The organism is Pedobacter sp. R-06 (assembly GCF_049913135.1).
In the GTDB taxonomy this organism is placed as follows: domain Bacteria; phylum Bacteroidota; class Bacteroidia; order Sphingobacteriales; family Sphingobacteriaceae; genus Pedobacter.
On sequence record NZ_CP183977.1, the window covers coordinates 3,833,518 to 3,848,154 of the forward strand.

Consider the following 14,637-nt stretch of genomic DNA (forward strand, 5'->3'; position numbering starts at 1 on the left):
TATCATGTTAATCTTTGTGTTCTTTGTGTCTTCGTGGTTTAATACGTAAGATGGGAATATAATTATCCATCCAGCTCTGTGCACTCTGCGCTTTTCTCTCTGCGTCCTTTGCGGTAAAAACACCAAGTTTAAAACTTGAAAAACCACAAAATTATCCTTATTATTGAACTCGGTTCTCCCGATTACAAACCATGCAACTTACTAGGTTAGAAATTAAAGGTTTTAAGAGCTTTGGCGATAAAGTGACCATCAATTTTAATGAGGGTGTTACCGCTATTGTTGGTCCTAATGGTTGTGGAAAATCTAACGTAATCGATGCCATGCGCTGGGTGTTGGGCGAGCAGAGCACCAAAGCACTTCGTTCAGAAAAGATGGAGAACATCATTTTCAACGGAACAAAAAACCGTAAACAGGCACAGCTTGCCGAGGTTTCATTAAGCTTTGATAATACCAAGAACATCCTGCCAACAGCCTATTCGCAGGTTACTGTTACACGCAAACTCTATAGAAATGGCGATAGTGAGTACCGTTTAAACGATGTTCAATGTAGGTTAAAAGATATTACCGACCTTTTTCTGGATACCGGAATCGGCTCTGATAGTTATTCGATCATTGAGCTGAAAATGGTTGATGAAATTATTACCAACAAAGAACATAGCCGTCGTTCTTTATTTGAAGAAGCATCTGGAATTTCGAAATACAAATTACGCAAAAAACAGACTTTCAGTAAGTTAAAAGATACAGAAGCCGATTTAGAGCGGGTTGAGGATTTACTTTTCGAGATCGAAAAAAACCTTAAAACCTTAGAAAATCAGGCACGTAAAGCTGAACGTTATTATAAGTTAAAAGAGCAATACCGCGAACTGAGTGTTCAGTTGGCTACACACCGTATTGCCTTCTTCCGTACCGACTTAAATGCTTTAGAAACACAGGAGCAAAATCTGCAGGTAAACCGCACCGAACTCAGTACCAAAATAGATACCGGTGAAGCCGAACTGCAAAAGCTTAAATTAGGCAGTATCAGTCAGGAAAAGAACCTTTCTGTTCAACAAAAGGCCACAAATGAGTTTGTTTCCAAAATTCGCGCTTACGAGAGTGAGAAAAAAGTAAAGAACGAACAGATGCGTTTTTTACAGGAAAAAGAAACACGTTTATCTGGCGAACTCGAAAAAGATAAAAATCAGGTTAACCACATTAAATACAATATCAAACGTTTAAATGAGGAAGTTTTAACAGAAACTGAGGTTTTTAACCGATTGGAATCTGATTTGAAAAGCTTAAAATCTACGCTCGACACTTTACGCGAGCAACAGCAGACCGAGAAAAACAGGATCGACAACCTGATTAAATCTGTTAACGACCTGCAAAATCAGGTATATCAATCGCAAAAAGAAATTGATATCCTGAATATTCAGAAAGATGCCTTAGTACAGGAAACCAACCGAAATGTAGATGATACCGAAACCAAAACTTTAGAGCTAAAGGCTTTCGATCATGCTTTGGCCGAACTTGATATCCAGGTTAGGGAAAAGCAGGCCAATATTAAAAACTTAACAGAAGCTGAAGAACTTTTAAAAGAAAAACTAGCCGCTTCCGAAATCAACCTGAGTTCGAATAAGGAAAAACTGACGGCCGAAAACCGTAAAAAAGATGCCAAGCAGAACGAATATAACCTGACCAAGTCGCTGGTTGATAGTTTAGAGGGCTTTCCTGAATCGATCCGTTTTTTGAAGAAAAACAACGCTTTTGCTAAAAGCGCCCTGCTCCTTTCTGATATTTTATTCTGTAATGAAGATTACCGCATAGCGATAGAAAATTACCTCGAACCGGTAATGAACCACTATGTGGTCGATCAGTATGCAGATGCAGTACAGGCCATTAACCTTTTAACCGATGCCAGCCGTGGACGGGCAAATTTTTTCATTTTAGAAAATGTACCCGATAAAAACCCGGTTATTGGTGCTCACGAAGGGCTTGTTTCTGCTTTATCAGTCATTGAAGTTGATAAAAAATACCAACACCTCTGCAATCTGCTCTTGCAAAATGTATACATTGCAATAGCCGAACAAGAAAACCTTTTCAAAGCAGCACCAACCGAAAGTTTAACCATTTTGGCCAAAAACGGGAAGTATGCGCAAACCAAATTCACTTTGGCAGGTGGCTCGGTAGGTTTATTTGAGGGTAAAAGAATTGGTCGCGCCAAGAATTTAGAAAATCTGGCAAAGGAAATCAAGGCGTCAGAATCGTTGATTAATCAATATAATGCAGCAATAAAAGCCGAAACTGATCATATATTTGAGTTAAAAGAAGCTTCAAAAATCAATCAGATCAATGCATTGCAACAAGAAATGAACCGTTTAAACAACGAACATATTTCTGTGCAAACCCGCCGCGACCAGTACCAGGAGTTTATTACCACCAGCGAAAACCGCAAAACAGATATTGCCCAAAAGATCGTATCTATAGAAAAAGCATTATCGGAAAAATTGCCAGCATTGGTTCAATTGCAAAAAGACCAGCAAGAAGCGCATATAAATTTGCAGGAACAACAACTTAATTATCAGGAAATTGCCGATCAGGTAAACGAAAGCGCGGGTAAATACAATCAGGATAACATCCGTTTCCACCAACAACAGAATAAGCTATCAGGCTTAGAAAAAGATCTGGATTATCGTTTTGTACAGGAAGAAGCTTTAAATAAACGCATAGCACAAAACGATAAAGAATTACAGGAAGCGCTGACCCAAATTACGGCAACGTTACAGCATACTGACCTGAACGACGATACCCTTTTAGAGATGTATCAACAGCGAGAGGAAATGGAAAAAGCACTTGCAGAGGCCGAGCAAGCATATTTTGCAAGTAAAGGAAGTATTAATGAGGTTGAAAACGACCTGACTAATATCCGTAAAAACCGCGAAGAAACTGACTTCTTATTAACTGAGATAAAGGATAAAAAAAATGCTTTAAAAATCGATCTAAATGCATTAAAAGAACGTTTAGCTGTCGAATTCAACATCGACATCAATGATCTTTTAGAAACAGATACAGAAATTGAAGCTTTAGAAAGTGAGTTCGATCTCCGCCAAAAGGTAGAGCGGATGAAACGTCAACTTGACGAATTTGGTGCCATCAACTCCATGGCGATGGAGGCCTTTAAAGAAATGGAAGAGCGTTACACTTTTATCCAGAATCAAAAAAAGGACCTAAATGCAGCAAAAACCGATCTTTTACAAACGATTAAAGAGATAGATGATACCGCTAAAGATAAATTTATGCAGGCTTTTACGCAGGCCCGTGAACACTTTATCGTGGTTTTCCGCTCTTTATTTAACGAAGAAGATAGCTGCGACCTGATTTTATCAGATATCAATAATCCTTTAGAGGCTGATATCGATATTATTGCCCGTCCGAAAGGGAAAAGACCTTTATCCATTAATCAGTTATCCGGTGGAGAAAAAACGTTAACGGCTACAGCACTATTGTTTTCACTTTACCTGTTAAAGCCTGCCCCTTTCTGTATTTTCGATGAGGTTGATGCCCCTTTGGATGATACCAACATTGATAAATTCAATAATATTATCCGTAAATTCTCCGATCAATCGCAGTTTATCATTGTTTCACATAATAAACGTACCATTGCCAGTACTGATATCATTTATGGGGTAACCATGGTGGAGCAAGGTGTTTCGAGAGTTGTAGCGGTCGATTTAAGAGAAGTAGCGGCATAAGCTTACAGACTTATCAGGTTTTAGAAATCTGATAGGTCTCACAATGAACAATCTGATTAGCAATTTTTCTAATTCGAAAATGAAAGATGTGATTACTTTTTAATTCCACATTTTATTTCGATCGTCATGCTGAATTTATTTTATTAGTGTTTTTTATTGTTTTTAAAAGTCTAATAGCTACTTCGTGGTCAGCATCTACCCTGAAATGATTGACCCTGAAATGAATTACCTTCGGTGAGCTCGCTAAGGCTCGGTTCAGGGTGATGCCTCTATTATTCCAATAATTAATATCTTTAGGAAAATTTAAACGACTAATCGTCCTTTCGAGCGGAGTGCAACGTAGTCGAGAAATCTACATCAATAGATCTCTCTCCACTTAGCGTCGGGACTATGCTCCAGTCGGGATGACGAACCTAACGTATTACAAAATAACCATGAAAATCCTATATATCCTTCCCTTAGCCATGATGCTAAGCTGCTGTTCATCAGTAAAAAATCAAAACAATACTGGCTCTGGCAAGTTAGATGCCCAATTGTTAAAAGATGTTGAGGTCTTATCTTCCGATGCTTATCAAGGTAGAAAAACCGGAACTAAGGGGGCTGAAATGGCCAGGGCTTACATTATAGAAAGATTTCAAAAATTAGGATTAAAATCTTATCCTCAACATGTAAACTACGCGCAGGAGTTCACTTTTAACGGAAGAGGCAATACAAAAATAAATGGCACCAACATCATCGGCTATATTCCGGGCAAAGGAACCAATGTTATTGTGATATCTGCCCATTACGACCATTTAGGCATAGTAAAAGACGAAGTTTTTAACGGTGCTGATGATAATGCATCAGGAACTGCAGGTTTGTTAAAAATTGCCGCCTATTTTGCTAAGTATAAGCCGAATAATACGATCATTTTCGCGGCTTTCGATGCGGAAGAAATGGGTTTACAAGGTGCCAAGGCATTTGTGGGCAATCCACCGGTATCGATTAATACCATTGCAATCGACCTGAACATGGATATGATCAGCCATAGTGATAAAGGTGAACTCTATGTATGCGGAACTTTCAAATATCCGGACTTAAAGAAGTATGTAGATACGACTAAAACCAATATCAAATTACTATTCGGTCACGACGATCCAAAACTAGGTCATGATGATTGGACCAATCAGAGCGATCAAGGCGCATTTAATGCTAAAAATATCCCCTTTTTATATTTCGGTGTTGAAGATCATAAAGATTACCACAAAGCCAGCGACGAATATGTTACCATCACAAAACCATTTTTCAGCAATGCAGCAAGTGCGGTATTAGATGTTGTAAAAAGTATCGACAAACAAACAGGTTTACAACAGCTGTTAAAGGATAAAATGATTATGATGGATAATCCAAGAAAGTTGGAAAAGTTTTAACAAGCAATTCGAAAGAATCTAAACCTGCCCTACCAGGCAGGTTTTTTTATGCGCTATAAATTTTAGATAAAAAAATTATATATCTGTATATCAATTAATTACAATATAAACTATAAAAACAGTTTGCAAACTACTTTTATAGTAGTAACTTCAATTAATCAAACTATAAAAGTAGTTGCTATGATAAAAGAACTCACAAAAGCAGAAGAACAGATTATGCTCATCCTTTGGGAAATGGGTGAAGCCTTAGTAAAAGATGTTATCGAAAAGATGAACGAACCCAAACCCGCTTACAACACGGTTTCGACCGTAATTAGGGTTTTAGAAAGTAAAGGTTTTGTTGACCATAAAGCCATCGGCAATACACACATCTACTTCCCTATTATAAAAGAAACTGATTACAAGCGTTTTGCATTCGACAAGGTAATGAACAATTACTTCGAAAACTCCTACGAGAGCCTGGTTTCTTTCCTGGTGAAAGAAAAAAGTATGAGTACTGAAGAGCTCAATGAAATCATCCAATTGGCAGAGAAACTTAAAAAAGATAAATGATGAGCTGGTTATATTATTTACTCGAAGCCAATCTATACCTTATCCTTTTTTATGGATTTTATAGATTATTCCTCTATAAGGAAACCTTTTATGGCTTAAATAGAAGTTACTTGATTATTACCTCAATACTGGCTTTTATACTTCCATTTTTTCAACTGGGTTTCTTAAATGTAACTGTAATCGAACAGGTTACGATAACACCTACAACAGAAGCTGTTGTTAGCCAAGTGATGGTTCCGGAAAACCTGCCACAGGAAAATTATCAACCGAGTATTTTCATAATTGGTAATGTAGTTATCGCAATTTACACTTTAGTAACCATTGCATTTCTGCTTAAAATGCTATTTAACTTATCGAAAATTATCTGCATGCGCAACCTACCGTCTGTTAAATTAGATAATGGAGTGAAATTAATTGATTTAAAAGATTCTAAAAAAGCTTTTTCATTCTTCAACCTCCTCTTTTTGGATCCACAGTTGGCAGAAAAAAACACCATACTCAAACACGAGCTGGTACATATTAAACAAAAACATAGTCTGGATGTACTTTTATTCGAAATCATTCAGATCACTAGCTGGTTTAACCCAATAACTTATTTAGTTAAAAAAGACATTAAGTTAATTCATGAATATTTGGCTGATGAAGAAACAACGAGATGCGATGTAGAGAAATATCATTATGCTATGTTTTTGATCCAAAATTCAACAGGTATACCAAGCCTAACACTAACTAACCAAATATTCAGTTCATCAATATTAAAAAATCGAATTAGCATGCTAAATCAAAAGAAATCAGCACGTTGGGCGAGGCTCAAACTGCTAGCGGCATTGCCCATTACTGCAGGAATATTATGCATTTCTACCATGGCTTTTACAAAAGATTATGGTTTTGTGGAACTTGGCTCTTCCCCCAATAAGCCATCTATACAACAAGACACTGTTAAAAAACCATTCGACACAAATGATGGTATACATGTACCAAACCCTAACGCATTGTATTTAGCCTTGCATACCGACCCTAAAACAAAAAAATTAACCACTTATACAAAAAAATTAATATTACTAAATGGTAAAGAATTAAAAGCTGGAACCAGCGGAGGGGTGAAAAATATAAAGCATATGATTAAACTAGATGCAACAACTGCCAAAGCAAAATACGGTAAAAAAGGCGATTTTGGGGCTATAGAGATTTTCAGTTCAAATCCTGAAATTATAGGTACTCCACCGAAAGTAAAACTACCGGCTAACTCGTCAGAAAAAATGATAATTTTAACTCCACCTCCTCCTATTGGAGACGATACAACCAAAAAGAAAAAACTAAAAGAAGTAACCATCAAAGCACATAAAGCTGCAATGGAGGCTAAAACAGTACAAGACTACCCAATCGGTGCCAAAAAACAAACAATAGAAATTAAGCCTGCACCTCAATCAGATACAAAACTAAAAGAGGTAACCATTAAAGCCTATGAAAAAGCAATGAGCGAGAAGTCAGATAGTGAAGTAAAGGAAATCAAGGTACAGGATAATAGTGCCACCAAAGAAGAAGGCAAAATCACATATGCGATGGTAGTACACCAGGATAATTTAGATAAGGCTAAAAATGAGAAGCTAATTGCCAATATTCCTGAAGGTGCTACAGCCGAACTGACGATTTATAACGCTACTTATGACAAAGCCTTTTATCAAAGTGCTAATTATAAAAACGATTGGTATGCTAGAGAACTTCCAGATGGAAAATATCCATATAACTTCGTATTTAGAAAAAACGGAAAGGTAGTAGGCGGAAAAAGTGGTTTTGTACAGATTAAATAACTACTGCGGTACGTAAACCACATATTTAGTTTCAAAAAAATCTTCCTCAAAATAAGCTGAAAGCGGATATAATTCTGCTTTCAGTTTTGATTCCTTAATCTCTTCTGCCAAATCGCCGCCCTTTAGATACAAAATTCCATTTGGAATGGCATTTAAGGAGTCTTTTTTAAATTTGCCCTGTATCCAAGGGTAAAATTCGCCTAAACGCGTAACCGCTCTCGATACCACGAAGTTAAATTTCTCTTTAATCTGCTCGGCCCTTAAATGGTCGGCCCTTAAATTCTCCAAACCTAATGCCGAAGCCACTTCTTTTACCACTTTAATCTTTTTCCCGATAGAATCGACCAGATAAAATTCCGTTTCGGGAAACAAGATGGCCAATGGGATGCCAGGAAAACCACCACCTGTACCTACATCTAAAACTGATTCACCCGCTTTAAAAGTACACACTTTAGCTATCCCCAACGAGTGCAATACATGGCGCTCATATAACTCTTCGATATCCTTTCTCGAAATTACATTAATCTGTGCATTCCAAAAGCTATATAACTCAAATAATTGCGAAAATTGAGCAATTTGTTTTTCACTTAGGTTAGGAAAATATTTTAAAACGATATCGGGCTTTACATCAAGCATATTGTAATTGCTAAAGGATTATTGAATTATTTCCAGTTTACTTTTTTCTTACCAAACAGGGCTAAAAATCCGTTCAGGGTCAAAAACAGAAACAAAAGTATGTCTAAAATCGGGAACCACCAACGCAAATCGCTATAGTTTAAGCGTTTCAACAATTTTGGATAGATAAAACACCTGATGATGATGCTTAATCCGAGGATTCCTAAGGCAACATATTGCGTCTCACGGCTAAAAAACATACATGCGGCAAAGAACGCATAAAACAAAAACTGAAAAACAATCTGAAGACTTAAAATAAACTTATGCTTCGATTTATAGAACTTTCCGGCTCCAAAATGACGTTTTTTCTGCCTCAGGTAACCTCCCCAGGTATTATTAGGTTCACTCCAAACATGGCTATCGCGATGTAGACGGATCTCTGTATTGTATTTATTGGCGTGTGCGTTTACAAATAAATCATCATCTCCTGATGGGATATGCATGTGCGCTGCAAAGCCTTTATTTTTGAAAAAAAGCGATTTTTTATAGGCCATATTACGTCCAACGCCCATATACGGCATACCTTTTAACGCAAAAGCCAGGTAATTTACAGCAGTAAAAAAGGTTTCGAAACGGATTAACGCATTTAGCAGACCTCTTTTCTTCATATAAGGCGAGTAGCCCAAAACAATTTCAGTATTTTCATCAGCAGGCTGCTGCATATTCTTTAACCAATGCTCAGAAGCCGGTGTACAATCTGCATCAGTAAAAACCAACCAATCGTACTTGGCAGCCTTTATGCCCATCGTTACCGCGAATTTCTTACCTGCTATAAATTTATCGTTATCTAAAATCTTAACTACTTTCAGGTTACGGTGTTTCTTCTCTAATTGTTCTAAAAACTCCTCAGTACCGTCCCAAGAGCGATCGTTAACCACCACAACTTCAAACTCCGGATAATCCTGGCTTAATAATGTGGGCAGATACTGTTCTAAATTTACAATTTCGTTTCGGGCACATACAATTATGCTTACTGGTTTTTGAGCAGATAGTGGAATCTCCTCGATACCTACATTGGCCAATTTTAAATGAACAAAAAGGACATAGTAAAGCTGAACCAAAAGGCAAAAAGCCAATATCGAGAGCAGAATAATTTCAGGCAGGGTTAATATCACGATGGTAAAATAAATAGGCGCAAATTTCTCATTTTTAATCTGTAAATCACTTTTATGTGGATAAAAAATTAAACAAAAATATGCCCTCAATTTTTGCTATTTTTGGCAGATTTTCGACGAGAAAAAACACATATGAACCGCCTACTGTCAAAATAACAATTAGTTTTAATAAAACGTAATTTGATGGTGGTAAGCTCCACCTAACAATTGGAGAAAAATAAATAGAAACAGATGAAATTTAGTTTACAGGCTAACGATCCACTATCTAAAGCCAGAGCCGGAACGGTAACAACTGCTCATGGCGAAATACAAACCCCTATTTTTATGCCTGTGGGCACTGCTGGAACGGTAAAAGCCGTACATCAGCGCGAACTGAAAGACGATATTGATGCAAAAATCATTTTAGGCAATACTTATCACTTATATTTAAGACCAGGTCTAGATATCCTCGAAAAAGCTGGTGGATTACATCAGTTTATCGGCTGGGACCGTCCGATTTTAACAGATAGTGGCGGCTACCAGGTGTATTCTTTAAGTAAAGTTCGTAAAATTAAAGAAGAAGGCGTTACTTTCCACTCTCATATTGATGGATCAAAACACCTATTCACACCAGAATATGCAATGGATATTCAGCGTACCATAGGTGCCGATATTATTATGGCTTTTGACGAGTGCACGCCATACCCATGCGATTATACTTATGCAGCGCAATCCATTAAAATGACACACCGTTGGTTAAAACGCTGTTGTACCCGTTTTGATAGCACCGAACCTAAATACGGTTTCGATCAGACCCTTTTCCCTATTGTTCAGGGTTCGGTGTATAAAGATTTGCGTATAAAATCGGCAGAATTTATTGCCAGCATGAACCGTGAAGGCAATGCCATTGGCGGTTTATCTGTTGGTGAGCCGGCTGAAGAAATGTATGCCATGACAGAAGTTGTATGCAATATATTACCAGAAGAAAAACCACGTTATTTAATGGGCGTGGGCACACCGATCAATATTTTGGAGAATATTGCACTGGGTATCGATATGTTCGATTGTGTAATGCCAACCAGAAATGCCAGAAATGGCATGCTTTTTACAAGAAATGGCATTATAAACATCAGGAACAAAAAATGGGAGAACGATTTCTCTCCATTGGATGCGGAGAGCGATCTACATGCAGATTTAGTAACCAGTAAAGCATATTTAAGACATTTAGTACATAGTAAGGAGATGCTTGGCGCTCAAATTGCTACCTTGCATAATCTACATTTTTATCTTTGGTTGGTAAAACAGGCCAGAGAAAAGATAATTGCTGGTGAATTTTACGAATGGAAAAACAAAATGGTTAAAGTATTAGGCAATAAGCTATAAAATGAATCTGTTAAAAGGAAGGATAAAAATCATCGATCAGTATATTATCGGGAAATACCTGGGTACATTTATTTATACCCTGGCCATTTTTGTGATTATTATTGTAGTATTCGATCTATCGGAAAAGATGGATGATTTTATGAAAAGCGGCCTGAGTTTTTGGGGGATTCTCTCTAAATATTACGCAGGCTCTATTCCTTTTTATGTGAATATGCTTTCACCGCTGATCAATTTTATTGCGGTAATTTTCTTTACCGCAAAAATGGCCGATCAGACTGAAATTGTACCAATTTTAAGTGGTGGCGTGAGTTTTAACCGCTTTTTATTTCCTTACCTGGTGTCGGCTACGATTATTTTCTCAGCCAATTTACTTTCAAATCTATACATCCTCCCTTATACCAATACTTTAAAAAACAGTTTCGAGAATACCTATGTAAAACGTAACGATCCTTCCACAAAATCAAACATCCACATGAAACTGGATGATAAAACCTATATCTACATTGATAATTTCGACAACAAAACGAATTCAGGATACCGGTTTTCTTTGGATAATTTCAGTGGGGATGTACTTACCAAAAAGATCGTTGCAGAAAATATAAAATGGGATTCGCTGAAACGCAAATGGCAATTGAACAACTACTCCATCCGCAAGATCGATGGCCTGAAAGAAACCATGATTTACGGTAACGGAAAGCAAAAAGATACCATCCTGGATATGCGTCCTGATGATTTCTCAGCATATGATAATGTGGTGCAGAATTTAACCACAAAGGAACTTTCTGATAAGATTAGAAAAGAAAAAATACGCGGAACCGGAGTAATGAACGATCTTCAGTTTGAAAAATACAAACGTTACCTCCACCCACTTTCTGCTTTCGTATTAACACTGATCGGCGTGGCGCTATCGTCGCGTAAAGTACGCGGAGGCGTTGGTGTATCATTAGGGATCGGAATCTTCATTAGCTTCGCTTATATCGTATTTAACCAGTTCACACAGATGTTTTCTACCAAAGGTGGATTACCTCCTTTTGCAGCTGTTATTATGCCTACATTATTCTTTGGCTTATTAGGTTTTTACCTATTAAGAAAAGCACCAAAATAGCGATGGACGTTACCAAAAAGAATTTACTCATCCTTCATCTTACTGTATTTGTTTGGGGCTTTACAGGCGTGCTCGGCAAATTAATTTCTATCGATGCAGTCCCCATGGTTTGGTATCGGGTATTGATCGCTGCAGCTACACTTTTTGCGTGGTTTTTAATCACCAAAAAGAACATTAAGATCACTAAAAAACAGTTCATCCAATTCTTTTTAACAGGAGGAATTGTAGCCATTCACTGGATATTTTTCTTTCATGCCATTAAAGTTTCTACCGTTTCTGTAACCTTGGTTTGCCTCTCTTCCTTTACTTTATTTACCGCAATTTTAGAACCACTGATCAAAAAACAGCCGATACAAATGGGCGATATTCTGATCGGTTTATTGATCATTCTAGGAATATATATGATCTTTAAATTCGAAGGCCAGTATACTTTAGGAATTATTTTTGGTTTGCTCGCGGCAGTCGCGTCAAGTCTTTTTTCAACGATAAATTCTACTTTGGTACAAAAAAGTGAACCTTCCATCATCAGTTTTTACGAGCTTGTCGGTGCGCTTTTCTGGATCACTTTATACCGTTTATATGACGGAAAACTCCTGCATACAGCATTCAACTTAAGTACCAAAAACTGGTTCTTTCTCACGCTCCTCGGCACACTTTGTACATCTGTTGCTTACGTTGCAGGTGTTGCAGTAATGAGAACTTTATCGGCTTTTAGAGTTGCATTAATTACCAATCTGGAACCTGTATACGGAATAGTTTTAGCCTTCGTTTTCTTTCAAAGCAAAGAGCAGATGACAGGTGGATTTTATATTGGCGCAACCATTATCCTGGCCTCTATTTTTCTCTATCCCATCTACAAAAAGAGAAAGAATCAACTGTAAACACAAACGATAGGAATTTAAATTTCCTCTGGCAATCATACCAGCCCTATGGATGATTTCAGTCGTAACTATTAGCCGTGCACATTTTTTTCCGGGCAGTTCAATACTCAGATTGTCTCTAGTAAATTTCCTGATAAAGATTAGATAAAAATGCAGAGGAGAAGCTTATTAAAACTAATCATCACCACCCTTTATTTTAGTATCATTAAAGCTTTTGGCTCGCCTGATATAGAGATGCAAAATCTTATAGTCAAAAGCAGCGAACGAACATTCAGAACACGAAGAATCTAATGACTGAGGTATACCTATTGATTAAACATCATCCAAACCATCAGAACAAAAACGACAGCTTTAAATGAGGAGAATTACTGCTTAAAAAATACAATCCATCGGGAAGTGAAAGATCGAAAATGGACATTATCCACAACCACATGAATTACTTCGGAGACAGAAAACACCCATAAAAAAGCATACCAAAAGCGAGATGAATCACCGTTCAAAGCCACTGAACTGAACTAATATTTTTGAGTCAAAATCTACGGATTAACAGGCGGAATTCCATTACCACCCCTTACGCATTTCAGCGAAAGAAGAAGATAAATAACCTCATAATAAGACCGGGCAGACACGAACAAAGCTTATATAAACAGCTTGAAATCGGATATTGCAATACTCAAGTTCAAGACTCAATCCTTAAAGAATTTCGTGCTAAAAAATGTTCAGGCAGTTATCAACTAAACTCCTTAAATGAAGACCAGAATTGGAGTTGATAAAACGAAAATTATAATATAAAAATCAACCAAAACATTAGCTATTTCGAAACCAAAAAAGCACTCTAATTATAAGATTATTATTAACCCGCTTTAGCTAAAAAAAAACTTATTTAAAACAGCAAAAATAGGGGGTAACCGTTCACAAAATATAAACAAAATCAACTATACAAAGTCAGAAAAAAACAGATAGTTAAAGCGATTTAAAACCCCAATAAAAAGCTCATTAAATCAGCCGAAAACAAGACTAAAACATCAAAGAAAAAGACTAAAATTTATATTCAAAATCGACATCAGATGCAAGATATTTCATGTTCAGATTTCATGCAATACCGAGTTACCAAACTACAAGTAAAACAGGATGGCTTGCCTAAACTATCCCAACCTTCAGTTTAGGAGAGTTTTCACCAGAATAAAAATCCGGCAAAGGAGTACAAAAAGGTAAGGCATTTTACAGTTAGTCAACATAAAAATATAAGCAAAAATCACAGATGTAAACCTAATTTTCGGTGTACTTTTCATCACGCAATGGAGGAAAAACCATCAATTTTAAATTTCATAAAAACAAAGACCAAAAGTGTAAAAAACATCATTTAGACACCAATAAACATACTTTTTAATGCAAAAACAAAAATCACTTTAAAACATTCCGAAAACACCATTATTCACGAATATCGTCAGGAAATCGCATTATAAGGCCAAATTATTATCGATTTAAGGAGGCTAAATGGCCAAAAAACATACAATTTTCGTCTTCATCATCAAATTTTAAGTAAAAAAATGAGGGTAAAAATCATGTTTCAAGCCCAACTAAAGCTATAAATTTTGACGATCGAGCAGGCATTTCGCTTTCACATTATTTATCAAAACCAGGTAGTAAATGTTAAAAATGAGTTTAAGGATCCCAAATATACAGCCTGGCTAATTGCTAAAAAACAAAGACATTTTGTCACCAAAATCTAATCTCAAATATTAATTGGGATTTTGAATAACCAATCCACCTCATACATTTTTACTTCAAAACAGTGTACACAGAACGCAATTCCCAAGGAAATTTTCGCACACTGAAAGTCAATTTTAAAGCAGATAACCCTGATCCAAACCCTAGCAATTCTTCCTGCATTAATAGCCAAAAAGTATCGGTGAATAATACAAAATCCTGTTGCATTTTAAGCCGTTTTATGATCCTGGCCGAATTCTGAAAAACTATACAAAAATTTAAAAAG

Annotated in this window: 9 protein-coding genes; 7 read left to right on the forward strand and 2 right to left on the reverse strand. The window is 36.7% G+C overall.

Annotation, left to right across the window (positions count from 1 at the left end; genetic code table 11):
* The first annotated feature begins 191 nt into the window (after positions 1-191).
* The 4 genes from smc (at position 192) to ACN9MR_RS15325 (ending at position 7,503) form a co-directional block, all read left to right on the forward strand.
* A complete protein-coding gene (gene smc / locus ACN9MR_RS15310) occupies positions 192-3,731 on the forward strand; it encodes a chromosome segregation protein SMC (protein WP_426324873.1) in 3,540 nt (1,179 codons plus the stop codon).
* A gap of 434 nt (positions 3,732-4,165) precedes the next feature.
* The gene (locus tag ACN9MR_RS15315; protein WP_426324875.1) at positions 4,166-5,140 is read left to right on the forward strand and encodes a M28 family peptidase; all 975 of its coding nucleotides are present in this window, start codon (positions 4,166-4,168) and stop codon (positions 5,138-5,140) included.
* A gap of 180 nt (positions 5,141-5,320) precedes the next feature.
* A complete protein-coding gene (locus tag ACN9MR_RS15320; protein ID WP_426324877.1) occupies positions 5,321-5,692 on the forward strand; it encodes a BlaI/MecI/CopY family transcriptional regulator in 372 nt (123 codons plus the stop codon).
* Between the two features lie 404 nt (positions 5,693-6,096).
* Positions 6,097-7,503 carry a M56 family metallopeptidase gene (locus ACN9MR_RS15325; RefSeq protein WP_426324879.1) on the forward strand — a complete coding sequence of 469 codons (1,407 nt, stop codon included), beginning with the start codon at positions 6,097-6,099 and terminating at the stop codon, positions 7,501-7,503.
* On the opposite strand, the gene rsmG is transcribed toward ACN9MR_RS15325, so the two are convergent.
* The gene (gene rsmG, locus ACN9MR_RS15330; RefSeq protein WP_426324881.1) at positions 7,504-8,139 is read right to left on the reverse strand and encodes a 16S rRNA (guanine(527)-N(7))-methyltransferase RsmG; all 636 of its coding nucleotides are present in this window, start codon (positions 8,137-8,139) and stop codon (positions 7,504-7,506) included.
* Positions 8,140-8,165: 26 nt separating this feature from the next.
* Positions 8,166-9,383, reverse strand: a complete 1,218-nt coding sequence (locus tag ACN9MR_RS15335) for a glycosyltransferase (RefSeq protein WP_426324883.1) — start codon at positions 9,381-9,383, stop codon at positions 8,166-8,168.
* Between the two features lie 141 nt (positions 9,384-9,524).
* Here ACN9MR_RS15335 and tgt point away from each other — a divergent pair, with 141 nt between their 5' ends.
* Genes tgt through ACN9MR_RS15350 form a run of 3 tightly spaced genes read left to right on the forward strand, consistent with a single transcriptional unit; the run spans position 9,525 to position 12,641 of the window.
* Positions 9,525-10,655 carry a tRNA guanosine(34) transglycosylase Tgt gene (tgt, locus tag ACN9MR_RS15340; RefSeq protein WP_426324885.1) on the forward strand — a complete coding sequence of 377 codons (1,131 nt, stop codon included), beginning with the start codon at positions 9,525-9,527 and terminating at the stop codon, positions 10,653-10,655.
* Position 10,656: 1 nt separating this feature from the next.
* Complete coding sequence (locus ACN9MR_RS15345) at positions 10,657-11,760, forward strand: LptF/LptG family permease (protein WP_426324887.1); 1,104 nt, start codon at positions 10,657-10,659, stop codon at positions 11,758-11,760.
* Positions 11,761-11,762: 2 nt separating this feature from the next.
* The gene (locus tag ACN9MR_RS15350; RefSeq protein ID WP_426324889.1) at positions 11,763-12,641 is read left to right on the forward strand and encodes a DMT family transporter; all 879 of its coding nucleotides are present in this window, start codon (positions 11,763-11,765) and stop codon (positions 12,639-12,641) included.
* The last annotated feature ends 1,996 nt before the right edge of the window (positions 12,642-14,637 follow it).